Source organism: Chryseolinea lacunae, from assembly GCF_016735595.1.
In the GTDB taxonomy this organism is placed as follows: Bacteria; Bacteroidota; Bacteroidia; order Cytophagales; family Cyclobacteriaceae; genus Chryseolinea; species Chryseolinea lacunae.
Genome location: NZ_JAERRB010000003.1, coordinates 179,573 through 203,507, shown reverse-complemented (window position 1 = coordinate 203,507; position 23,935 = coordinate 179,573). Strand labels below are relative to the sequence as shown.

The window sequence follows — 23,935 nt, the reverse complement described above, 5'->3', positions numbered from 1 at the left end:
CCGGTTGTTAAACTATAAATCACCTCAAGAGGTTCAACACTACACCATGCGAAAATAAAAAGCCCTCTCCGTTTCGGGAGAGGGCTTTGTGTTATGTTTCAGTTGTCTTTATACAGCCTCTTGCGAGATGTGCACAAACGATTCGTCTTTTGCTTCCAGCGACGAGCTTCCGGTGAGCCAGGTGTCTACCGCACGGGCGGCTTCGCGGCCTTCCGAAATAGCCCACACCACCAGCGACTGTCCGCGGCGAACATCGCCCGCGGCAAAGATGCCTTCCTGGTTCGACATGTAGTTTTGGGTTTTGATGTTGCCGCGCTCGTCAAGCTCAAGCTTCAGCTCTTCTACCATGCCGCCTTTCTCAGCCCCCACAAAGCCAATGGCTAACAGGGCCAGTTCGCAAGGCAGAATACGTTCGGTGCCGGCAATTTCTTCGAAGCCCATTTTGCCCTGAGCATTCACACCCCATTTGATGTCGACCACTTTCAGACCCGTGAGGCGACCGTTGTTGTCGCCGAGGAATTCTTTGGTGAGGATGGCCCACTGACGTTCCACGCCTTCTTCGTGCGACGACGAGGTCATGAGTACCATCGGCCAAAGCGGCCAGGGATTGTTTTCGTGGCGATTCACCGGCGGCTTCGTTAACAGCTCGATCTGGTTCACCGATTTTGCACCGTGACGGTTAGAGGTTCCCACACAGTCGGAGCCTGTGTCGCCACCACCAATCACCAACACGTTTTTGTCGGTCGCCAGAATCTCGCCCGAGAAAATGCGATCGCCTGCCACGCGCTTGTTTTGCTGGGGAAGGAAATCCATGGCATAGTGAACCCCTTTCAACTGACGGCCTGGGATGGGCAAATCGCGCGGGGCCGAAGCACCGCCGCACATCACAATGGCGTCGAACTCGTCTTGCAAATGTTTGGCGCTGATGTTCACACCCACGTGGGCGTTGGTGCGGAACACAATGCCTTCCTGCTCCATCAACCGGACACGGCGCTCGATCACGGTCTTCTCCAATTTGAAATCGGGAATGCCATAGCGAAGCAATCCACCAATCCGGTCGCTGCGTTCAAACACGGTGACCCAGTGGCCAGCCTTGTTCAACTGTGCGGCTGCTGCCAGTCCAGCGGGGCCGGAGCCCACAATGGCCACACGCTTACCGGTTCTGTGCTTGGGAGGATTGGCTTTGATGTAGCCTTTCTCAAATGCCTGCTCGGCAATGGTCTTCTCGATATACTCGATGGTGACCGGCTTGTTGTTGATGCTCAACACGCAGCTTGCTTCGCAGGGTGCGGGGCAAATTCTTCCCGTGAATTCGGGGAAGTTGTTGGTGCTGCTGAGGATCTTGATGGCATCTTCCCACTTGCCCTGATACACGGCGTCGTTGAAATCGGGAATGTTATTTCCCAGGGGGCAACCGTTGTGGCAAAAAGGCACGCCGCAGTCCATGCAGCGCGATGCCTGTTGTTTCACTTTTTCTTTATCGAGCGGTGTGTAAACTTCTTTATAGTCTTTCAACCGTTCTTTCACATCGCGCGACTTTGGCATCTCGCGATCGAACTTCATAAATCCATCTATCTGTCCCATCTTCTGTTGATCAATTTTTAACACTTACTTTTTCTGCCTTTGCTGCCGACGCTTTGCTGGCTTTTGCTTTTTGCAAAACAGCCTTGTAGTCTTTCGGCATCACCTTCACGAACAGCTCGGAAGCTTCTTCCCATTTCTCGAGAATCCACTCGGCCGGATCGCTACCGGTATACTTGAAGTGTTTTTCGATCATGGCCTTCACTTCGGCCTTGTCTTCGGGTTCCATGGACTCAACGTCAACCATGTCTTTGTTGCAGAGGCGTTCGAGGGCGCGCTCGGGGTCAAACACGTAGGCAATGCCACCGCTCATGCCGGCGGCGAAGTTGCGTCCTGTTTTGCCCAGCACCACCACACGACCACCGGTCATGTATTCGCACGCGTGGTCGCCCACACCTTCTACCACCGTGGTCACGCCCGAGTTGCGCACGCAGAAACGTTCGCCGGCTTGTCCGCGGATATAGGCTTCGCCAGAGGTTGCACCATAGAAGGCCACGTTGCCCACAATGATGTTGTCTTCCGGCTTGAAGGTCGATTCCTTGTCGGGATATACGATGAGCTTACCACCCGACAATCCTTTTCCAAAGTAATCGTTGGCTTCGCCTTCCAGTTCGAATGTCACACCGGGTGCCACAAACGCTGCGAAGCTCTGGCCTGCCGATCCTTTAAATTGGAAGTGGATGGTTTCTTCTGGCAATCCTTTGCCTTTATATTTTTTCGAGATCTCGTTCGAAAGCAATGCGCCGGTGGTGCGGTCGGTGTTCCGGATAATAAATTTCTCCTGAACAGGTTCGCCGTCGTCGAGGGCAGCGCGGGCCGCTTCCACCAGTTTCCAGTCGAGCACTTTTTCCAATTCGAAATCCTGATCGATCTGCTTGTACAGGCCGATGTGTTCCAGCACGGGCTCGCGCTGAAGGATAGGCGACAGGTCAAGCTTCTTAACTTTCCAATGATCGATGTCCTGACGCACGCGCAGCATGTCGGCACGGCCCACCATTTCGTTGATGGTGCGGAAGCCAAGCTCGGCCATCACTTCGCGCAGGTCGTTGGCGAGGAATGTGAAGAAGTTCACCACGTGATCGGGATCGCCGGTGAACAGTTTGCGCAGGTCGCTGTCTTGTGTGGCGATACCAACAGGACAAGTATTCAAATGACACTTGCGCATCATGATACAACCTTCCACTACCAGCGCAGCGGTGGCAACACCCCACTCTTCGGCACCAAGCAACGTTGCTACGGCGATGTCGCGACCGGTACGGATCTGTCCGTCGGTTTGCAACACCACGCGGCTCCTCAAATTGTTTTTCACCAGCGTTTGGTGTGCTTCAGCCAAGCCCAACTCCCAAGGCAGACCGGCATGACGCACGGAGCTGATGGGCGATGCACCCGTTCCACCATCGGAACCGGAGATCAGAATGGCATCTGCTTTTGCTTTGGCAACACCGGCCGCTACGGTACCCACGCCTGCTTGCGACACAAGCTTCACGTTGATACGCGCCTGACGGTTTGCATTCTTCAAATCGTAGATGAGCTGCGCAAGATCTTCGATGGAGTAGATGTCGTGGTGAGGAGGAGGAGAGATCAACCCAACACCGGGTGTTGAGTGACGCACGCGTCCAATCCATTCGTCTACTTTGTGGCCGGGCAGCTGTCCGCCTTCGCCGGGCTTTGCACCTTGCGCCATTTTGATCTGGAGCTCGTCGGCATTGGCAAGGTAGTGGCTGGTCACGCCGAAACGTCCGGAGGCTACTTGCTTGATGGCCGAACGTTCCCAGTCGCCATTTGCTTTTTTCTCATAGCGAGCTTCATCTTCTCCACCTTCGCCGCTATTGCTTTTGCCGCCGATGCGGTTCATGGCAATGGCCAGCGTGCTGTGGGCTTCGTGCGAGATCGATCCGAACGACATGGCGCCCGTAGCAAACCGCTTGAAGATTTCTTCTACCGGTTCCACTTCGCTGAGCGGAATGGGATTGCGCTTCTTGAATTCGAACAACCCGCGGAACGTGAGCACGTCTTTGGATTGGTCGTTGATTTTCTGCGCGTATTTTTTGAACAGCTCGTAGTTGTTGCTTTTGGTTGAGTGTTGCAGCAGGTGAATCACCTCGGGGCTGAACAAGTGTTTCTCGCCACGACGTTTCCACTGATACACACCACCCACTTGTAGTTCTTTGCTTTCCACTTCGTAGGCCAGCACATGACGCACCAGCACTTCCTTCGCCAGGTCGTCGAACGACAAGCCTTCAATGCGGCTGATGGTGCCACGGAAACATTTCTCCACCACATCGCTGCCAAGCCCGAGAGCTTCGAAGATTTGTGATGACTGATACGACTGCAAGGTGCTGATACCCATTTTCGACATCACCTTCAGCAAACCGTTGCCGATGGCTTTCTGGAAATTCGAGTACGCTTCTTCGTCGGGCAGCGGCTTGTAGAACGCGCCGTGTTTGTTGAGGAAGTGAATGGTTTCAAACGCCATATACGGGTTCACGGCGCTGGCGCCATAGCCCACAATGGTGGCGAAGTGATGCACTTCCCACGCGTCGCCGGCTTCCACCACAAGACCGGCTTGTGTGCGGATGCGCTTGGCCACGAGGTGCTGATGCACCGCGCCAACCGAGAGCAGCGAAGGGATAGGTGCAAACTCATTGCTGATTTTTCGGTCTGACAGAATCAGGATTTTCTTTCCGGCGCGCACGGCTTTCTCGGCTTCGGCGCAAATGCGGTCGATGCTTTCTTCGAGACGGCCGGGCTGATCGTCGGCTTTGAACACGCACTGGATCACGGCGCACTCAAATCCCTGATCTTGCAAATGCTTGAACTTTTCGAGATCGGCATTCAGCAACACGGGTTGTGAGATGTGGATCTGGCGGGTGTGCTCCGGTGTTTCTTCGAGCACGTTGAGGCTTGAGCCTACGCGTGTGAAGAGCGACATCACGAGGCGCTCGCGGATCGGATCGATGGGCGGGTTACTTACCTGCGCAAAATGTTGTTTGAAATAGTTGGAGAGGTGACGGCTTTCTTTCGAGAGCACAGCCTGCGGGGTATCGTCGCCCATGGAGCCAATGGCCTCATAGCCTTTCTCGGCCATGGGAAGCAGCAGGGTCTTCACGTCTTCAGTAGTATAGCCGTAGGCATTCTGGCGTTGCACCAACGTCTTCTCGTCGAAGCTGCTTTCCACCCATTCCTGTTCGGGCTCGAGACGCAACTTCAAACGGTTTTGGATAATCCAGTTGTAGTACGACTTGCCTTCGTATACGGCACGCTTCACTTTTTCGTCGTCCAGAATCTTGCCCTGATCGGTGTCGATCATCAGCATTTTTCCAGGCGTGATGCGGCCTTTTTCGATAATGTCTTTTGGATCAACCGGCAACGCACCGGCTTCTGATGCGGCGATCACGCGGCCGGAGCGGGTCACGCAATAGCGCAGGGGGCGAAGGCCATTACGATCGAGAGTTGCACCAATGCGCGTGCCGTCGGTGAACACCAGCGCTGCGGGTCCATCCCAGGGCTCCATCATGGACGCGTGGTATTTGTAGAACGCCTTGCGGTGCGGGTCCATCAGCTTGTTGTCTTGCCAGGCCTCGGGCACCAGCATCATGAGCACGTGGGGCAGCGAGCGGCCCGACAACACCAGCATTTCCACCAACGCGTCGAGGTTGGCAGAGTCCGATCCGTCGGGGCTTGTGATGGGGAGAAGCATCTTCAGTTCTTCGTCGGTGAAGAACGTGGATTTGAAGAGGGCTTCTTTGGATTTCATCTTGTTCACGTTTCCGCGAATGGTGTTGATTTCGCCGTTGTGCGCGATGAAGCGGAACGGTTGGGCAAGCTTCCAGTTGGGAAATGTGTTGGTAGAGAAACGGGAGTGCACCAGGGCCAGCGCAGTTTTGAGGCGTGGATCCTGGAGGTCGAAGAAATATTCGCGAAGCTGCTCGGTGCGCAGTTGGCCTTTGTAGATGATGGTGCGGGCCGAGAAGCTGGTGATATAAAATTCCTTGTTGCTGCCTTTCACATCGCGGGCAATGGCGTGTGAGGTGAGGTTGCGCAGGATGAACAGTTTGCGTTCAAAGCTGTCGCCAGTAATGGATTCGTCTTTGGCTTTCACGAACACTTGCTCAATGATCGGTTCCACTTCGGCGGCACCGGGTCCGGGCACGCTGTGGTCGACCGGCACCACACGGTAGCCGAGCAATTCGAGTCCAAGTTCTTTGATGTTCTTGCGGAGTACCTCGCGGCACGCATTCATCACTTTTTTGTCGCGTGGAAAAAACACCATGCCGGTTCCATAACCGCCGGGCGCTGGCAGTTCGAAACCAAGACGGTTACATTCTTCAACAAAAAATTCGTGGGGCAACTGGATCAGTATCCCCGCACCGTCGCCGGTTTTGGGGCTACTACCTCTACCTCCGCGGTGCTCCATATTCTCGAGCATCGACAGCGCATCACGCAGGTTTTGGTTGGTTTTGGTGCCGTTGACATTGGCCACAAAGCCAATACCGCAGGCGTCATGTTCCAGTTCAGGGGTGTACAAACCACGGCTGGTCATTTCTTTCATCTTCTGGTCGTTTAATTGGTCGTAAAAATACACCGCTCAGGGCAGAACGGAGTTTTGAATTTATTAAACAAACAGAAGGAAATTGGGGCCCCTCAGGTCCTTCGCCCAATTTTTTGAATCTTTTTAGAAATGATTCAAAACGTTATAAATATTACAAAACGTCAACGATTGCAGGGTCTGCAATTTTGAAAAATCTAATAAACAGCGAAATCGTTTGATATTTTCTCATTTTAAGAACCTTTCACTGTATGGTTTTGCAACGACTTCACCCTAAACCTGCACCGGTTTTGTGGCCCGCACCATTTCCTTTTTCCCCGGCGGGCCGGGTAGGGTCTCCGTTGTGAGATTCAGCGCTTTCAGGTCACGCTTCAACTGACCTTTCGCGCAATAGGTCACAAACACACCGTCGGGTTTCAGCAAGCGCGCGGCTTTCTGCAGCATGTCGAACGTCCACAATTCGGGCTGCTTGTTGGGCGCGAAAGCGTCGAAATAGATCACATCAAACGACGCTGGCGGCAGCGACACGTTTTGGAGTGTGGTTTGCAATTTTGTGAGTGCGAAATGGGGCGTCAGGTTTTGCGCAGTTTCCCACGGTGCGTGGTGCAGCATTTCAAAACGCACTTTTTGTTCGGGCGTGGCAGCATAGTTCAGCGTTTGCCAAACGTCGGCAGTCACGGGAAAAGCTTCAATGGAAGTATAGGAAATTGCCTGTGAATGTTGTTCTGCAAAGTCAAGGGTGAGCAGCGCGTTGAGCCCCGTGCCAAAGCCTACTTCAAAAATTGCCAACGGTGTTTCGTGTGGTGTGCTTAGCCGGTGAACCAGGCCGTGCGCAATGAAAACGTGAACAGACTCCTGCAGCGCGCCGTGCACGGAGTGATAGGTTTCGTTCAACTCCTCGTTCAGCAGCGAGTGCGATCCGTCGGCGGTGGTGATTAACTTCAGTGGCATCAGGCTTTTTGAATGAGCGCCACCGCATAGGCGCAAACCCCTTCTTCTCTTCCCACATAGCCCAATTTCTCGTTGGTGGTGGCTTTGATCGACACGTCGTCTTCGGTGATGTTCATGAGCGGCGCGAGAATTTTTTTCATCTCTTCCACGTGTGGGTTCACCTTGGGTTTTTCGAGACAAATGGTGCAGTCCACGTTTCCGATCTGCCATCCTTTTTCTTCGAGCAGGCGTGTCACTTCTTTCAGAAAAAATTTGCTGTCCATGCCTTTCCACCGGTTGTCGGTGTTGGCAAAGTGAAAGCCGATGTCGCGCAGGTTTGCTGCGCCCAGCAGGGCATCGCAAATGGCGTGAATGAGCACATCGGCGTCTGAGTGTCCAACGGCACCCTTAGGCGCATCCGGCAGTTGCAGACCACCGAGATAGAAATTTCTGCCGCTCTCCAGTTCGTGCACGTCAAAGCCCATGCCCACGCGTATCTTCATGTTGTGATCGTGATTATCGTGTTGTGAATGTTATTTCTTTTCGGCGTGATAATACATCACACTTGAATTCTCTTCGCGCAAAATGTTTTTGGCCACACGCTGCACGTCGGCCGTGGTCACGGCGTTGATGAGTTTTGCTTCTTCGTTCACCAGGTTGGCATCGCCCGAAAGTTTGGCAAACGCCAGGTTCATGGCGCGGTTCATCACTTCCACTTCGCCAAATTCCAATGTGGACTCCGTTTGGTTTTTCACTTTCTCCAGCTCGTCTTCGTCAACGCCCTTCACCAGGATGTCGTCCACAATGGCATTCACTTCTTCTTCGGCTTGCTTCAGCGAAATGCCGTCTTTCACACGACCACTGATCACAAACAACCCGGGATCGACCGTTCCCATCACAAACGATGAGATGGACGTGAAGATTTCTTTTTCCTTCACCAACGTTTGATAGAGCCGGCTGGATTGCCCGCGGCTCAACACGTCGCTGAGCAGGTCGGTGGTGTAGTAGTCGTTGTCGAAACGACCGGGCATGTGATAGGCTTTGTAGAGCGCGCTGGCCGGAACGCTGGCGTGCACGTCGAGAAATTGTTTTTGTGTTTGCTTCGGTTCCTGAGGCAGGTTGCGTGGTTGTTTGCCGGGACGGATCGGGCCAAACCACTTTTCGGAAAGCGTCTTGACCTGCTCCACCGTCACGTTGCCCGCCACCACCAGCACAGCATTGTCGGGAACATAGTGGCGGAAGAAAAACTCGCGCACGTCGTCCATGGTGGCATTTTCGATGTGGCTCACTTCCTTGCCGATGGTCGCCCAGAGGTAAGGATGCACGCGGTAGGCCAGCGGGCGCAGCTTCAGCCACACGTCGCCATAGGGTTGATTGAGGTAGCGCTGTTTAAATTCTTCGATCACCACCTTGCGCTGCACCTCCAGCACTTTAGGATCGAACGACAAGCCGTTCATGCGGTCGCTCTCCAGCCAGAAACCCGTCTCGATGTTGGAGGCGGGCAGCGTGAGATAATAGTTGGTGATGTCGGTGTTGGTGAAGGCATTGTTTTCGCCCCCCACCCGCTGCAACGGCTCGTCGTAGTTGGGAATGTTGGCCGAGCCGCCAAACATGAGGTGCTCGAACAAATGGGCAAAGCCGGTTTTGTCTGGACGCTCATCGCGGGATCCTACGTCGTATAATATATTCATCACGGCGATTTGCACGGTGGGGTCTTCGTGCACGATCACCCGCAAGCCGTTGTCGAGTTGAAATTCTGAAAAAGTTATCATCGGGCACAAAAGTAATAAACCTGGCGATGTTTGTGACAGGAGTTTCAAGTTTCCGCCAATCACCGCTCAACGGCCTGCACCTGCGACAGGTGATTGCGGTCGGGCAGCGTGATGGTGAACGTTGTACCCTCGCCAAAAACGGAGTGCACTTCCACAAAGCCACCCAGCTTTGTCACGGTCTCTTTCAGAATGTAGAGCCCAAGACCGGACCCCTGCGATTGTTCGGTGGCGCGATAGAACATTTCGAAGATGTGGCCGAGGTGTTTTTCTTCAATGCCCTTGCCGTTGTCTTCCACCGTCATCACATAATACTTTGTTTTGTGCCGCAGCTCTATGTTCACAAAAGGTTGACGTGGTCCGTCGAAGTCGTGAAACTTGATGGCGTTGGAGATGAGGTTGTTTAACACAATTTTTATGCGCGTGGTGTCGCTGATGATCTCGGCTTGTGTGTAGTCTTTCACCAGGAATTGAATTTTGCCATAGCCCGGCGAATATTGCAGATCCTGAAGGATGCTTTTCACCATGTCGTCGAAGCGGAAGGCCTCCAGCTTCACGGGCATGCGCGTGTTGCGCGAATAGCTCACCACGTCGCGGATAAATTCTTCCAGCTTCAGCACACTGCGCTCCATCATGGTCAGGTAGTTCTTGTGATTGTCGCCGGGGTCGTCGAGTCGCGCCACGCGAATCAGTCCGAGAATGGATTTGAGCGGCGCGCTCAGGTCGTGCGAAGCGCTGTAGACAAACCGATCGAGTTCGCTGTTGCGCACGATCAGCTCTTCGTTTGCCTTTTGCAACTCTTCGGTGCGTTTGTTCACCAGGTTTTGCAGAAACTCTTTGCGCTTGCGCATGATGCGCGAACTCACCGTGAACGATGCCCACGAAATGAGCAGCACCGCGCACGTCACCAGCATGAAAAACTCGGCGCGTTGCCAGAATGGCTCGGTCACAAAAATCTCGACACGCCGGATGCCACTCCAGCCTAAACCCGTGTTTTTCTTGGCGCGCACTTCCACTGCGTGTTTGCCCGCCGACAATTCGGACAGGCTCACTTCGTGGAACTCCATTTTCTGCCAGGTAGAATCGCCGTCGAGACGCCACTGCATGTTGATTTTGTTTTCCGGAAACGTGATGGGCGAGAACTGTATGTTCACAAACGAACCGTAAGGCGCGTGAAGCCCGTGCACAAACGACACCTGCCGTGTGTTCACCTGCGCGCCCACACAATAGGGCGTCACGGTGGCTTTGTTTTCGGTGAGCGATTGTTCGGTGTAGGCCAGTCCGAACGATGTGCCGATCCACACCCGTTGCGTCGGGTCGATAGAAATGCCATGATCCGTCACGGCATTCGACGGCAGCCCGGAGTTTTCGTCATACAACCCATACTCACCCGTCAGCACGTTATAGCAAAACACGCCGTGGGAATTTGCAAAAATGATGTGCGTGCTGTCGAGTGTTTCAACCGAGGTGACGGAAAAATCAGAGAACTGTTCGCCGAGCTCCACCCGCGCAATGTCTTGCCGGTCGTAGCGCAGTAACCCTTCAGTAGAAGCAATCCAGAGCACCTCGCCCTGAAAATCCATGTCCACGATATTGAAGTCGCCTTGCGTGGGGAACATAACGGGATGGCTAACATTCCGAAAGGTCGAACTGCTGTGAGGTTTAAAGAACAAATATTTCCCAATGCCGTTTGCTGCCACATAGATGCCGTCCGGGCCTTCGCGCGCCAGGTTGATTTCGCTTTGCGCCGAAATCGGAATTTCGTAATGACGCACGGTCAGCGAATCCGTGATCATGGCGATCTGGTTGGTGCCCGACTGACATGCCCATACGTTGTCGTTGTGGTCCACATAGAGGTCGTGCACGAAATTTCCATTTTGAGCAAAATTGAATCGCTTTTCCAGTTTGCCATCCACAAACAAAAACACATCGGCGATGCTGCTGGCCCAAAGTCCTTTTTTGCTGGTGGAAATAGATTGAAAATAGGCGTCGGTGTTCGAATACAGCAGGATGTGCTCCCAGGTGCCGTCCATCACGGGCTTCAGCTGCACAAGGTTTTCTTTTGTGCAATAGTAGGTGAGGTTCTTCGCGTCGTGCGCAATGCCTTCAATGAAATGGCCTTCGGAATGCAGATCGGGTTGAAGAAAAATTTCCTTTTGCACCAGCACAAATCCTTTGTCGGTCGAGACCCAGATGTCGCCCTCGGCGCTTTCGTAGCAATGGTTAATGCCTTTGAAACTAAAGTCCAGCACTTCAAGATCGAAGTAGTTGTCGTGGGCCAGCCTGTACAATTCCTGCTCAAACGTGCACACCCAAAGCGCTTCCGGCGTCACCATGATATAGGAAGCGTTGAGGATGGGCAAAATCTTTTTGACGGATTTGATATGAAGGTCTTCCATTTCGGCCTCAAACAACCCGCTGCGACAGGCCGCCAGTAGTTTTCCATTGCGGAACAAGGCATGATTCACGTCGCGTGGCAACGTGCCAGGCACACGCACAAAATCGCGGAGCAACTCGTCGTAGCGAAAAACATTGCCGGTATAGGACACGGTGTATAGATTTCCTTTGGGGTCTTCGAAGAATGAAAATGAACGGATAAATATCGGCGACCGGTCGGCCGGTTCGAATGTGAACCGCTTCATCGACTTCCCGTCATAGCGCACCACCGCCTGCGACTCGCCCAGCCAGAGAACGTTGTGATGGTCTTCGAAAATTGTCTTGGGAGCCCAAACGGTGGAATCGGTTGGACCACGTGCCCCGCTCAGAAGCGTCTTGAAAAGCACCGTATCGACTTTGTTTTGGATCTCGATCACATCCAGATCGCCAATGGCCAGCAGACGTCCGTCGTGTGTTTTCAGAAAGCCTTTCACATATTGACTGTGCATGGCATTCTTGTAGGTGGTGAACTGCAGGCCGTCGTATTTCACCAGGCCGTCGTCGGTGGCCATCCAGAGAAAATGCAGCGAATCTTCCATCACGGCTTTCGTCACATCGCTGGGAAGGCCTTGTTCAACGCGGTATTGCCGAAAGCGATATTCCTGGGCAGACACCCCGTTGAAAAGGGTCATGAGCACGGCCAGGGATATAAAACGCATGTACAAGATGTTGATCCAGTAGCCAGTATAGATGTTTTTCCCTGCATTTCAAAGGTTTGTAAAAGGCACTCAACCCAATCCAGGACTGAAAAACTCGATTAACTTTGCGCCACATTTTCTCGTGCCTATGATCTTCCAGAAAAAGCATTTAAGCGACAGCACCCTGAAAAATCTGTATGAAGCCCTGCTTCGTCCCCGCCTCATCGAAGAAAAAATGCTCATCCTGCTTCGTCAGAACAAAATCAGCAAGTGGTTTAGCGGCATCGGGCAGGAAGCCATTGCCGTGGGCATCACGCAGGCGCTGGAAGCAGACGAATACATACTGCCCATGCACCGGAACCTGGGTGTGTTCACCGGACGCAACATGCCGTTCGAAAGGTTGTTTGCCCAATGGCAAGGCACACCCATGGGCTACACCAAAGGGCGCGACCGCTCCTTTCATTTTGGCACCAACGAACATCACATCGTAGGCATGATTTCGCACCTCGGCCCGCAAAACGGTGTGGCCGATGGCATCGCGCTGGCCAGCAAACTGAAGCACGAGAAAAAAGTGACGGTGGTGTTCAACGGCGACGGCGGCACCAGCGAAGGCGATTTTCACGAGGCCGTGAATGTGGCCGCCGTGTGGGACTTGCCCGTGATCTTTGTGATCGAAAACAACGGCTATGGATTGTCCACCCCAAGCCAGGAGCAATTCCGCTGCGAGAGCTTTGCCGACAAGGGCATCGGCTATGGCATCGACGCCTACAGCATCGACGGCAACAACATTCTGGAAGTGTATGACACCATGAGGCTGCTGGCCGAAAACCTGCGCGAGCAACCCAGACCCGTGCTGCTGGAGTGCCGTACATTCCGCATGCGCGGACATGAAGAAGCTTCGGGCACCAAGTATGTGCCGAAGGAATTGATGGACGAGTGGGCCAAAAAAGATCCCCTGGAAAACTACGAGCAATTTTTGCTGAAGGAAGGCGTGATCGATGCCTTGTTTGCCCAAGAGCTCCGGCTGAACATAAAAAAAGAAATCGAAGAAGGTCTGGCTACTGCGTTCGCAGAAAAACATCCTGAGCCTAACACCGAAGTCGAGGTGCGCGATGTGCATGCGCCCTTTCAGCAGACCGTGGTGGCGCCGGCATCCGAACAGAAATCGGAGAAGCGTTTCATCGATGCCATCAGCGACGGATTGCGTCAAAGCATGGAGAGGCACGACAACCTGGTGTTGATGGGACAAGACATTGCCGAGTATGGAGGCGTGTTCAAAATCACGGACGGTTTTGTAGAAAAATTTGGAAAGGCACGGGTGCGCAACACGCCCATCTGCGAGTCGGCCATTGCCGGCGCAGGCCTGGGGTTGTCCATCAAAGGCATGAAGGCCATGGTGGAAATGCAGTTTGCCGATTTTGTGACCGAGGCCTTCAATCAGATTGTGAACAACCTGGCCAAGGCACACTGGCGCTGGGGACAGGCCGCCGATGTGGTGGTGCGCATGCCCACCGGTGCAGGCACGGCCGCGGGCCCCTTTCATTCGCAGAGCAACGAAGCCTGGTTCTTTCACACACCGGGCTTAAAAATTGTTTACCCTTCCAATCCTTATGATGCCAAAGGACTGTTGTGTGCAGCCCTGGAGGATCCAAATCCTGTGCTGTATTTCGAACACAAGTTCTTGTATCGATCCATCAAAGACACCATTCCCGACGACTACTATACGGTTGAAATTGGAAAGGCAAAACGCGTTTTAGAAGGCAGCGATCTTTCCATTATCACCTATGGCATGGGCGTGCATTGGGCAACCGAAATCCTGGCTGGCATGCCCGGGGTGAAAGCCGACCTCATCGACCTGTGCACCTTGTTGCCCTGGGACGCCGACATGGTGGCCGAAACCGTGAAGAAAACAAATCGCGTACTCATCCTCCACGAAGACACCCTCACGGGAGGAATCGGCGCGGAGATCAGTGCTTGGATAAATGAAAATTGCTTTTCGTGGCTCGATGCCCCCGTGAAACGGGTGGCCTCGCTCGACACGGCCATTCCGTTTGCCCCGACCCTGGAACAAAACTTTTTGCCCAAGGGACGACTGAAGGCGGCCATTGAAGACCTGCTGAAATTTTAATTCGGGCTACCGGAAAAGAAAGCCCGTTCGGCTGGCGTTTTGAAGACCAGAACGGGGCCTGAAAAGCATTCCAGGATTTTTCTTTAACTTAGCCTGTTTCTGATACCATTTTTTGAACGCAAACGCGCACCATACCTCGTCCACTTTTTCAGCAACCTGGAAATTCCTGGGATTGGTCATCGTAATGATGTGCCTTTCGGCCGTTGCCCATAGTCAAAACACCAAGGGCGACAAGGCGCCTTCAAACCGCGAAACACGCTTCCGGCCTCCCGCGTCACGCAAGCCCGACACTGGCGGAGCACGCAGTGGCCCAAGCCGTCGTTCGAAAAACAAAAAACGCATTCGTTCAAGCGAGCGGTCCATGGCCAGCAATGCCAATCGTTCGCCTTCTTCGCGCCGCAGAGCCTCCGGCAGTGACCGTCCAGGCAAACCCATCCGGCCAATTTTTTCACGCCAACCCCAAAGTCGGCAAAAAGCCTGGAAGGGCGACATTACGGGTCGCCGCATCCGCTCGCGCGAGTCGACCGGAAGTTCACGCAACGTTTATCCGCAATACGGAAAGTATACGCACAACCCTTCATCAAAGCCACGCTCCAGCCAAAGTGTGGTGAATAACCGCAGCGCGCTCAACAGGCTGAAGCGGCTTCAGGGCCCCGAGCCGCGACAAGGCGGTGCCAAGCCACGTATCAGTCCGCGATCGGGATCACAATCTTTCACGGCGCGCAAAAGCATCAACGTATGGGCAAACTTTCCGCGTCCTAAACGCAAACGCGAAAAGGCCACCACAACCGATCTGGCCGGACGAAGACTGCGCTCCAAAAATTTTGAAACACCTCATGGCGGCGTCATCGCCCCAACCTTCAAACCCTACGCCGGGCGCAGATCGCGAGCAGGCGACAGGCCCTACAAAGGTGGATCGGGCGGCTACCGTTCGGCTACACGCCGCGGCGAAAATGCGTGGACGGGCGACGTGGCTGGCCGACGCGTGCGCGGAAGAAATTTCACCAGTAAGAAATCGGTCGAGGGCACGCCCATTTTGCCCAAGCGTTATAACTCTGCTTCGCGTGGCGATCGTCCATTCAAAGGCAGATTCAGAGGTGGTCACATTTCGGCAACCAAATCCGGAGAAAGCCGCACGGGCACTGGTCCGTTGCCTCCCAAGGGTCCAGGCATGGGCATCAATGGGATGCGCAAATACGAAAACATGAAAGGCCGCCGCACCAATCGCGGAGGCGGAAGTGCGAGTGGAGGGGGCTGGAACAACCAGGGCCAGCCGCTGCCACCGCGCGCACCCAAACAAGGCGCTGGCGTAGCACTTTTTCAGGGCAACATCAAATCGAGCCGCCCTCAAAAAGGAGGCGGAAGCGTGAGCGGAAAACTTTGGAACAACAATCAGCAAGCCCTGCCCCGCACATTCAAACGCGGTGCACAGGTAGCGTTATTTCAGGGAAATCTGAAAGGCCATCGCCCCGACAAAGGCGGGGGAAGTGTGAGTGGAAAACTTTGGAACAATAAAGGACATTCCCTTCCGCAGCTTCTCCCCAAGAATGGCGGAAAGGAAGGCTACTTTCAAGGCAACCTCAAGAGCCATCGCCCCGAAAAAGGTGGTGGAAGTGTGAGCGGCAAATTGTGGAATAACAACGAAGAACCGTTGGTGTCGAAGATGCCGTTGAACGACGACTCTCAGGGATTGCAGATCAAGAAAAAACGCAGAGCCTATGTTCGAAATAAAAATTCGCACGAAGACGCGTTGCTGAAATTGAAACCCACCGAGGCAACCTATCAGGCCGGTAACCTGCAGGTGAAAGTGAAACAAAAAGAATATGGCAAACGCCCTCACGCCGCCGAAGGATCGATGCCGGGCATAAAGCCCACCAAAGCCACGGTGAAGGCCAGCGAATATGCCCGCAGTGTGAGACGCAACTGGGACTACATACACAACCCCAGCAGCGCCAAAGACGCGCAGCGGACACGCGAACCAAGCAAGGCCTTTGCGCGGTCGCAGGCCTATCAGGGAAACATCAAAATGCGCAAGTTCGAGCTGTTTGAAAAGAACCGCGCGCTGCACCCCGACACCAAGTTCATCAAAACAAACAAAAACAACGTTGACGGAGAAAGAGACATGCTCACGAACTTTAAACTGTGGTGGGCGCGTTTATTCAAGAAACAGGAAACACAACCCGAACACCTGAAAGACAAGGGCAGAAAGCCCCGCTACGACAAAGGTGAAGAGGGCATGTGGAATGACTAATAAGTTATGAAGTGGAGCGAGTTGAATTCTCCTCAGCAGGTGGAACAAATCCTGGAGGAGTCCAAAAATAAGCGGGTGCTGATCTTCAAGCACAGCACCAGTTGTTCCGTCAGTCGCATGGCCTTGGACCGCCTGGAGCGAAACTGGAAGGACGACGAAATGGACATGAAACCCTATTTCCTCGATCTGATTTCGTTCCGCGCCATCTCCAACCGCATTGCCGAGCAGTTTCAGGTAGAGCACGAATCACCGCAGGTGCTCATCATCGAAAACGGTGAGGCCGTCTACGACCGCTCGCACATGGCCATTGACTATCGCGCCATTCGCGACGCCATCAAAAGTTGAAGACTATGTTTTGCTTCACGTTTTCGGAAAGGCTGAGGGCCACCGGGCAGGTGAGGGCGGCACGTTTCAGTTTTTCTTTTTGAACGTCGGTGGCCACGAGGTTGTCGTGGGTGAAGGTGATCTGGATTTCGGCGATTTTTCGGGGTGCCGGGTTCATAATTTTCACGATTTCGGAACGAAGACCCGTCAATTCGATGTTTTCGCGCTGTGCCAGAATGCCCATCAGGGTCATCATGCAGCTGTTCAGGGAGGCACACGTGAGGTCGGTAGGGCTAAAAGCTTCGCCCTTGCCGTTGTTATCGGGTGGTGCATCCGTTATCACCACGTTGCCCGATTTGAGGTGGGTGAGTTCGGTTCTCAATTCGCCCTTGTAATACCCGGTCATAGAAACCATAGAGAATACTTATAGTGAAGTGCTTGCGTTAGGTAATTTTAAACCTAAATTTATCGTAAAGATTCGAGTTCAGATGCTGTGCCGCGAAAAGTTTTCCCTCCTCTCCCTTTGCATGATGTTGATCGTTGCTGGGGCCCTTGGCCAAACCCAGGATAGCTATGACTATGGATCGGAATTCACGTGGGGCATCAACAAAAATACTTCGGGCGGCCTCATTGGCGGTCTGGTGTTTAAAAAAGCCCACAAGCTAAACGATCGTGTGCTCGAAACCTTTGGTCTGGAGATCATGAACGTGAAGCACCCGCAGGAACGCAGAACAAACTCCGTTCAAACCGGCAACCTCTTCATCTACGGCAAGTCGAACTATCTCTACGCCATCCGCCTGCAATACGGCCGCGACATCATCCTCTTCAAAAAAGCTCCGCATCAAGGTGTTGAAATAAAAGGTGTATTTGCCCTGGGCCCCACAATTGGCATCGTTGCGCCTTACTATGTTGAATATTATCCCGAAAACGGCTCTGGCGGCGTCACGGTTCGGGCACCTTACAATCCCAGCATCAACATCAACTACATTGCCGGCACCGGCCGTTTATTTGAAGGACTGTCTGACTCCAAAATCAAACCCGGTCTGAATTTCAAGGCCGCCATGAACTTTGAATTAGGAACAATCAAAAGCCAGGTAACCGGTTTTGAAGCTGGCTTCCTCCTCGATGCCTACTCCGGCACGGTAGAAATGATGCCCGGCACGAAGAACTATTCCATGTATCCTACATTGTTCCTCACGCTTTTCTACGGCAGCCGTAAGTAATCTTTCCTCCTTTTTCTTTTCTTGATGGATGACGGATTGCGAAAAGCAATGGGCGTTTCGAAAGTTCTTGCTAACGCCTTAATATAAATCCCAGCAACAATCCGCCGACAATGATGAGCGGCGACGGAATACGCGTGAAGGCCAGTAGGCAGAACGTGACGACGGTGGTGACGAAATTTAACACCGTGTTTTCCAACGGCTGAAACATGATGATGGCCGAAGTGGCCACAAGTCCCGCACTGGCGGCCGTGATGCCCTCGAGCGAGGCGCGCACAGCCCTGTATTTTTTGAGACTCTCCCAGAAACGTATGGTGAAGAAGATAAGAAACGTGCCCGGCAAAAATATTCCACCGGCCGAGGCCAACGCACCCAACAACTTTCCTGTGAGCCCATGGTCGCGCATCGACAGCGCTCCAATGTAGGAGCTGAACGAAAACACCGGACCGGGCAGCGACTGGGCAATGGCATAGCCCGAAAGAAATTCTTCGTGCGACGTGGGGTGATAGGGTTTTGGTGCATACTGCACAAACTCGGTGTAGAGCAACGGTGCCAATACCTGCCCGCCACCAAACACGAGACTGCCGTTGCGATAAAAATTTTCGAACAACCGGATAGGCAATGCCTTGGTGATGCCCCCCAACACCGCGGCGAAGATGAGCACGCCTGCCCACAGCACAAAGTTGTTCCAGGGCACCACCACCTTTTTTTGCTCGAGCTCTTTGGGTTGTGCTTTGTATTTCAACGCGGTGATCAAGCCCGACACCAGCAGGATGATGGGAAAGACATAGGGCGTTTGCAAAAAATAGGACGCCACGGCCGCCATGGCCATGAGCGCGATGCCGGTTTTGGTGTTGATGGTTTTGAGGCTGATCATGTAGGCGCCATAACTCACAAACCCTACGGCTATGGGCTGAATGAAGCGCGTGAAATCAAGCGACCAGTTTTTGGCTTCAATGCCCGACATGATGATGGCCGCGCCCGTCATGAGCGACACAGCCGGAATGATCCACACCAGCAACGTGAGGTAGGCGAGGTTTGGTCCGCCGATTTTGAAACCGATGGCCGTGAGGGTTTGGGTGGACGTTGGCCCGGGCAAGATCTGGCACAGCGAGTTGATCTCCATCAGCTCTTCTTCTGTGATGTAGTGCCGTTTGTCGATAAGCACTTTGTGGAAGTGGGCGAGGTGCGCCTGTGGCCCCCCGAATGTGGTAAGGGCAAGGGTGAGCACATCGCGAAGGAAGATGTAATATCGGATGCGTTGAACCACCACTGCTTAGCGTGTCAGGGAGGTCATCACTTCTTCAGGCCGATTTCGCGCAGGCGCTGATCCAGAAATTCGCCGGCGGTGATGTCGGCCCACGCTTTGGGATGTTCGGCATCCACACAGTCGGGCAGTGCCGCGAGACTCATTTCCGAACGCGGATGCATGAAGAAGGGAATGGAATAGCGCGGCGTGTTCATGAGGCTCCGGGGAGGATTGACCACGCGGTGTATCGTCGATTTTAGTTTTTTGTTTGTGAGACGTTCCAGCATGTCGCCCACGTTCACCACCAGTTGGTCGGGCAGGGCCGTGATGGGAATCCACTTGTCGTCGCGGCGCAGCACTTGCAGACCATCGGCACTGGCACCCATCAGCAACGTGATGAGGTTGATGTCGCCATGTTCGGCGGCGCGCACGGCATCGGCCGGCACGGCGTCGGGATTTTCGATGGGGAAATAGTGGATGGGGCGGAGAATGCTGTTGCCGTTCTTGATTTTGTCGTCGAAATAATTTTCAGGAAGTTCCAGGTAGAGCGCGATGGCGCGAAGCATGTAGGTGCCGGTTTTTTCGAGGGCGCGATACACATCGTTGGCTACAGCCTTAAAGCCCGGCACTTCGTCGGGCCACACGTTTTCGGGATAACCTTCTTTTGCCAGTTCCGCCGCCGGAAGCTCCTGCCCCACGTGATAGAATTCTTTCAGGTCTCCGGTGTTTCTTCCTTTTGCATGTTCCTTGCCTTTGCCGGTGTAGCCACGTTGGCCGGCCAGCGCGGTGCGCTCATATTTTTTCTTTACATCGTCGGGCAATGCAAAATAGTTTTTGATGACGGCATAGAGCTTGTCTTGCAATTCGGCAGTCAGGAAATGGTGCTTGATTGCGGCGAAGCCGATGTTGTGATAGGCAGCACCCAGGTCGGCTACAAACTTTTTCTTTTTCGCGGGATCATCGCCGTAGAAGTCGGCCAGATCGAGGGAGGGAATTTCGTCATACAATATTTCTTCCATAGGTAATGCGCGATGTTGATTGGCTCAGCAAGCTAAATATTTTTGGGTAAATTTACTTCAGACAAAACGTACCCTTAAATATGAATACATCACGCCGGAAGTTTATCGAAAATTCGCTGCGGGCCACAGTGGTTGCCACCGTAAGTTCGCCGCTCATCGCCAAAGCAACATCTTTTGCAGCCCCGGCCACAGCGGGCGCTCCCAATAGCTTACCGCCCGTGCAATTCGCACAGGTTGCGTTGCCCTATGCCTACAATGCGTTGGAGCCCAACATCGATGCCACTACCATGGACATCCACTACAACAAGCACCACGCTACGTACATCAAAAACGTGAACGAAGCCATTGCCGCCGACAAGATCACCTTCGCCACTGAAAAAGAATTCTTTGCCAATGCCTCCAAGCTGTCGGCCAAAGCCAAGAACAACGGCGGCGGTGCCTGGAATCACAATTTCTTCTGGCAGGTGATGGCCCCCGCTTCCGGGGTAGCCGCGCCCACCGGAAAGGTTGGCGATGCCATCAACGCCTCGTTCTCTTCGTTCGATAAATTCAAAGAACAATTCACACAGGCCGCCATGACACGCTTTGGTTCGGGATGGGCCTGGCTGGTGAGCGACAACGGCAAGCTGAAAATCGGCTCCACCGCCAACCAGGACAATCCCCTCATGGACAGCAGCGAACTGAAAGGCACACCGCTCCTGGCCCTCGACGTGTGGGAGCATGCCTACTACCTGAAGTATCAGAACAAGCGCAACGAATATGTTGCCAACTTCTGGAACGTGGTGAACTGGAATGAAGTGGCCAAGCGCCTCGGATAATCTAGCGATAATGTTGCCGACATAAAAAAATAAAAAAGGGGTGGAGCGATTCACCTCTTTTTTTATCCCATGATTTCACGCAGCACCTGCACCGAACGCATCTCGCCAAAATTGTCGATGTGGTCGGCATAGAATTTTAAAAGCAGCTCCAGAATGGTTCGCCGTTGTTGGTTGGTGAGCAGAACAACATCGGTATAGTTTGCGTGGATGAATTGCTCCAACAGTTTTTCGGTGTCGTTGTCTGAGGCGCGCGGACCCAGCACTTCATTAAGGTTGTAGGCGCCAAAGCCGAGAAGACGACTCAGCTTCATGAGAAACATGAGGTGAAAATTTTCGGAGTGTTCCGTGAGTTGATCCAGCGTTTGCAGCGACTCGATAATGAACCCGCACAACTCCTGTGCATGACTCTCTTCCTTCACCGTTTTGTTCAGCACCTCGTTGATGAAAATGGCCAACGCCGATTTTTTGATGTCGACCGGAATGGTCTGATACGGATAGAAACACTTTATCTCTTTGATGCGATTGATGTTGGCATTCTCGCGATGATAAACCACCAGGTCCAGCAAGGTGAGGGGCTGATATAACGCGATTTTATTTTTGGCCGACTTGCTGCGCACGCCGTTCACGATGTAGCTCTGCAATCCAAACACCTCGGTGAAGATGCTGACGATGATGGAGGTCTCTCCATACTTCGTGAATCGGAATACGACGCCCTGGGTTTTGTGCAGCATGACGGAAAGTTACAAAGACAAGCGTGAGATGCGCGAAGACGTTAATCGATCAAAGCAATTTTTCCGACAAAACTCTCCACGCCGTCGGGTGTGGCACTAAAGACAAGATATACGCCCGTGGCCGGACGACGGCCCGTATAGTCGAGCATGTTCCACGACGCCGTGCCACCGTTGGCTTGCGACTGCCACACGAGTTTGCCCGCCACGTCGGTGATCTTCACGATGGCGTCGGTGGCCAAACCACTGATACCGACAGTGCCTGAAAAAGTGCCGTGCACTGGGTTGGGAAATATTTTCACAGACTGAAAGGTTGCTGTGCTTTCTGTTGCATCGGCGCGAAATGAAACAAGTCCCTCGGCAGTGGCAAAAAACACTTCGCCACTTTGCGCGTCGATGGCAATGTCGCGAATGATGTTGGAGAGCAGCGGACTGTTGGCCGTGGTGAAATTATGAATCACACGTTGACCGTCGGGACCGAAGAGCCACACGCCACGTTCGGTGCCCATCCACTTCCGGTTGCCGCCGTCGATGGCGATGGCGGTCACCTTGTCATCCTTCAGGAGAAAACGATCGTCGAAGATTGGCTTCACCGCATTGGATCCGGGCTTGTAAACATTGAAGGGATCGAGAAAGTAGGCCACGCCAAGGTCCGTTCCAACCCACACCAGGCCGTCGCGATCCACGGCAATGGAGCGCACGGAGCGGCTGGGCAGCCCACCGCCGTTCACCACATCGGTGAGGTAGACCGTTTCGCTTTTGTTAAAAACCTGCAGGCCTCCGCCTTGCGCGGGATTCAGCACCATCCACACGCCACCATATAAGTCAACGGCCAGCTTCAACGGATAGCGCGATGCTGTGGCGGGAAACGAAAATGCCTGCCAGGTGTTGTCGGGTTTCAACAGGTGCAGCGAATTGGATACGCCATAGTTCGATACCCATAGCCCATCCGTGGAGGGTGCGAGGGCCGTCACGTTCACACGCGCCGGTGCACCGGTGCTCACGAGTGTGCTGTTGGTGGCATCAAAAATTTTGACGGTTCCAGTGGCGTCGCGCTGCTGCAGGCCAAAGCCAAAGGAAGCCGCATAGTCATGGGTTTGCTGCAGCGAAAAATCGGTGAGGTCGGTTAGGCTTGACGTTTGCGTGGTCCACGATCCGTTCTCAAAAACGTCGAGCAGGCCGGGCTTGCCCAGCGCGGTAAAGGTTGATGAATACCCTCCGCCCACAGCAAACAACCGCTTGCCTTGCGCAGTCAACCGGGTCACGGTGGTGTTGGAAGGACTGTTGGGCACATAGCGCACATAACTTCCTGTGGCGTTAGACACCAATCCGTTTTGTCCGTCGGCAATCCACAGTGCGCCGTTGCTTGCCAGCGCCATGCGTGGAAGTGTGATGAGGGGATCGGAAATTTGTGCGAGCGCTTCGCTTACAGATAGCGTCCACACTTGTGTGTTGGTGACAATGGTCATCCGGTCGTCCGAAACATTCAGCGAAGAAAAGGTAGCACCTTGCAGGTAACTTTCTTTTGCCCACGTTCCGTTCTGGTAGGTGTAGAGACCTGCTGTGTTAATGGCAGCGTAGAGCTTGTTGTTGAACACCGCCACGGACTGGATAGGCGCATTTAGTTCGCCCGACGAAAATCGTTTCCAGTTGGCAAAGTCCAGCAGGTTGTCGTTCAGGTTTCCGGCGACAACTCCTTTTTCGGTGGCCAGAAAAATGCTGTCGCTGGTAAAGGTGCTTTGAAGAATGCGCAGGGTTTGGCCGCTTGCACCGAGGTCGCGCCAGGTTTCCTTCACCTGCTTGCGGGCAAGGTCGAACAACACCACGCCATAGTCGGTGGCCAGGTAGGCGAGGTTCGCTTTCAATGCGATGTGATTTATTTTACGTGAGCCTGTGAGCGTCGAATTTTTTGTGGGATCAAAACCTGCGATGCTGTTGTCGGCATCCACCACATCCAGCTTGCCGTCTTCATAGGCGATCAGCAAGGTTTGGGTGGTCGCGTCATAGTTCATGGCGGCGATGCCCGTGCCGTTGAGGCCATCCAGTTTGGTGAAGGTGGTCATGCTGTTGTCGGCCCGGTCCAGCACCATGATGCCATTGCGCGCGGCACCATACACTTTCTGATTGCCAATGGCAATGTTGCTGAGCGCGCTATACGAAACGTGCATGCGCCAGGTGCCCATGGGAATGTCGGCTTGCGCAGAAGCCGTGTGCTGACTCAGCAGAACACAACACAGCATCGCCAACGTTGCTGCACGTTTGAGCATACTTTGTTTTAAGAATTGAATAGGGATG

16 protein-coding genes are annotated in these 23,935 nt (G+C 53.6%); 5 read left to right on the top strand and 11 right to left on the bottom strand.

All coding sequences use genetic code 11. The features are described 5' to 3' along the window. Positions 1-108 precede the first annotated feature (108 nt). The 6 genes from JI741_RS09980 to JI741_RS09955 form a co-directional block, all read right to left on the bottom strand. The gene (locus tag JI741_RS09980; RefSeq protein ID WP_202008927.1) at positions 109-1,584 is read right to left on the bottom strand and encodes a glutamate synthase subunit beta; all 1,476 of its coding nucleotides are present in this window, start codon (positions 1,582-1,584) and stop codon (positions 109-111) included. 10 nt (positions 1,585-1,594) lie between these two features. Then, positions 1,595-6,133, bottom strand: a complete 4,539-nt coding sequence (gene gltB / locus JI741_RS09975) for a glutamate synthase large subunit (RefSeq protein ID WP_202008926.1) — start codon at positions 6,131-6,133, stop codon at positions 1,595-1,597. Between the two features lie 270 nt (positions 6,134-6,403). Then, entirely contained in the window at positions 6,404-7,081 is a 678-nt protein-coding gene (gene mnmC2, locus JI741_RS09970) for a tRNA (5-methylaminomethyl-2-thiouridine)(34)-methyltransferase MnmC2 (protein ID WP_202008925.1), read from the bottom strand. Beyond that, a complete protein-coding gene (ispF, locus tag JI741_RS09965; protein WP_202008924.1) occupies positions 7,081-7,563 on the bottom strand; it encodes a 2-C-methyl-D-erythritol 2,4-cyclodiphosphate synthase in 483 nt (160 codons plus the stop codon). Before ispF ends, mnmC2 begins: the two co-directional genes overlap by 1 nt. Before the next feature lie 30 nt (positions 7,564-7,593). Further along, entirely contained in the window at positions 7,594-8,832 is a 1,239-nt protein-coding gene (locus JI741_RS09960; protein WP_202008923.1) for a M16 family metallopeptidase, read from the bottom strand. A 59-nt stretch (positions 8,833-8,891) separates the two neighbouring features. After that, complete coding sequence (locus JI741_RS09955; protein WP_202008922.1) at positions 8,892-11,924, bottom strand: sensor histidine kinase; 3,033 nt, start codon at positions 11,922-11,924, stop codon at positions 8,892-8,894. Between the two features lie 127 nt (positions 11,925-12,051). Here JI741_RS09955 and JI741_RS09950 point away from each other — a divergent pair, with 127 nt between their 5' ends. The 3 genes from JI741_RS09950 (at position 12,052) to ytxJ (ending at position 16,627) form a co-directional block, all read left to right on the top strand. Then, positions 12,052-14,031 carry an alpha-ketoacid dehydrogenase subunit alpha/beta gene (locus JI741_RS09950; protein WP_202008921.1) on the top strand — a complete coding sequence of 660 codons (1,980 nt, stop codon included), beginning with the start codon at positions 12,052-12,054 and terminating at the stop codon, positions 14,029-14,031. A gap of 172 nt (positions 14,032-14,203) precedes the next feature. Further along, positions 14,204-16,282, top strand: coding sequence for a hypothetical protein (locus JI741_RS09945; RefSeq protein WP_202008920.1), 2,079 nt, complete (start codon positions 14,204-14,206; stop codon positions 16,280-16,282). A 6-nt stretch (positions 16,283-16,288) separates the two neighbouring features. Then, a complete protein-coding gene (gene ytxJ, locus JI741_RS09940) occupies positions 16,289-16,627 on the top strand; it encodes a bacillithiol system redox-active protein YtxJ (protein WP_202008919.1) in 339 nt (112 codons plus the stop codon). Here the strand turns inward: ytxJ and JI741_RS09935 are convergent. After that, on the bottom strand, positions 16,617-17,021 hold the full coding sequence (locus tag JI741_RS09935) for an OsmC family protein (RefSeq protein WP_202008918.1): 405 nt from the start codon (positions 17,019-17,021) through the stop codon (positions 16,617-16,619). The two genes, ytxJ and JI741_RS09935, sit on opposite strands and share 11 nt — an antisense overlap. Positions 17,022-17,133: 112 nt before the next feature. Between JI741_RS09935 and JI741_RS09930 the strand changes: the two genes are divergently transcribed. Beyond that, positions 17,134-17,829, top strand: a complete 696-nt coding sequence (locus JI741_RS09930; protein ID WP_202008917.1) for a hypothetical protein — start codon at positions 17,134-17,136, stop codon at positions 17,827-17,829. 70 nt (positions 17,830-17,899) lie between these two features. Here the strand turns inward: JI741_RS09930 and chrA are convergent, their stop codons facing one another. Further along, positions 17,900-19,099: a chromate efflux transporter gene (gene chrA, locus JI741_RS09925; protein WP_202008916.1), complete on the bottom strand. Its 1,200-nt coding sequence runs from the start codon at positions 19,097-19,099 to the stop codon at positions 17,900-17,902. 23 nt (positions 19,100-19,122) lie between these two features. Further along, positions 19,123-20,094 (bottom strand): isopenicillin N synthase family dioxygenase, encoded by a 972-nt coding sequence (locus JI741_RS09920; protein ID WP_202008915.1) that lies wholly within the window; start codon positions 20,092-20,094, stop codon positions 19,123-19,125. An 80-nt stretch (positions 20,095-20,174) separates the two neighbouring features. Between JI741_RS09920 and JI741_RS09915 the strand changes: the two genes are divergently transcribed. Continuing rightward, complete coding sequence (locus JI741_RS09915; protein ID WP_202008914.1) at positions 20,175-20,912, top strand: superoxide dismutase; 738 nt, start codon at positions 20,175-20,177, stop codon at positions 20,910-20,912. 62 nt (positions 20,913-20,974) lie between these two features. On the opposite strand, the gene recO is transcribed toward JI741_RS09915, so the two are convergent. Together recO and porZ are read right to left on the bottom strand one after the other, a co-directional pair. Further along, positions 20,975-21,643, bottom strand: coding sequence for a DNA repair protein RecO (recO, locus tag JI741_RS09910; RefSeq protein ID WP_202008913.1), 669 nt, complete (start codon positions 21,641-21,643; stop codon positions 20,975-20,977). A 41-nt stretch (positions 21,644-21,684) separates the two neighbouring features. Further along, a complete protein-coding gene (gene porZ / locus JI741_RS09905; protein ID WP_202008912.1) occupies positions 21,685-23,907 on the bottom strand; it encodes a type IX secretion system anionic LPS delivery protein PorZ in 2,223 nt (740 codons plus the stop codon). Positions 23,908-23,935: the final 28 nt, after the last annotated feature.

Excerpts from the sequence above, each read along its gene's own strand:
- ytxJ (WP_202008919.1), top strand. The coding sequence starts at position 16,289 with ATGAAGTGGAGCGAGTTGAATTCTCCTCAGCAGGTGGAACAAATCCTG.
- JI741_RS09955 (WP_202008922.1), bottom strand. The coding sequence starts at position 11,924 with ATGCGTTTTATATCCCTGGCCGTGCTCATGACCCTTTTCAACGGGGTG.
- JI741_RS09960 (WP_202008923.1), bottom strand. The coding sequence starts at position 8,832 with ATGATAACTTTTTCAGAATTTCAACTCGACAACGGCTTGCGGGTGATC.
- gltB (WP_202008926.1), bottom strand. The coding sequence starts at position 6,133 with ATGAAAGAAATGACCAGCCGTGGTTTGTACACCCCTGAACTGGAACAT.
- JI741_RS09935 (WP_202008918.1), bottom strand. The coding sequence starts at position 17,021 with ATGGTTTCTATGACCGGGTATTACAAGGGCGAATTGAGAACCGAACTC.
- recO (WP_202008913.1), bottom strand. The coding sequence starts at position 21,643 with ATGCTGCACAAAACCCAGGGCGTCGTATTCCGATTCACGAAGTATGGA.
- ispF (WP_202008924.1), bottom strand. The coding sequence starts at position 7,563 with ATGAAGATACGCGTGGGCATGGGCTTTGACGTGCACGAACTGGAGAGC.
- JI741_RS09980 (WP_202008927.1), bottom strand. The coding sequence starts at position 1,584 with ATGGGACAGATAGATGGATTTATGAAGTTCGATCGCGAGATGCCAAAG.
- mnmC2 (WP_202008925.1), bottom strand. The coding sequence starts at position 7,081 with ATGCCACTGAAGTTAATCACCACCGCCGACGGATCGCACTCGCTGCTG.
- JI741_RS09930 (WP_202008917.1), top strand. The coding sequence starts at position 17,134 with ATGATGTTGATCGTTGCTGGGGCCCTTGGCCAAACCCAGGATAGCTAT.
- porZ (WP_202008912.1), bottom strand. The coding sequence starts at position 23,907 with ATGCTCAAACGTGCAGCAACGTTGGCGATGCTGTGTTGTGTTCTGCTG.
- JI741_RS09950 (WP_202008921.1), top strand. The coding sequence starts at position 12,052 with ATGATCTTCCAGAAAAAGCATTTAAGCGACAGCACCCTGAAAAATCTG.
- JI741_RS09915 (WP_202008914.1), top strand. The coding sequence starts at position 20,175 with ATGAATACATCACGCCGGAAGTTTATCGAAAATTCGCTGCGGGCCACA.
- JI741_RS09920 (WP_202008915.1), bottom strand. The coding sequence starts at position 20,094 with ATGGAAGAAATATTGTATGACGAAATTCCCTCCCTCGATCTGGCCGAC.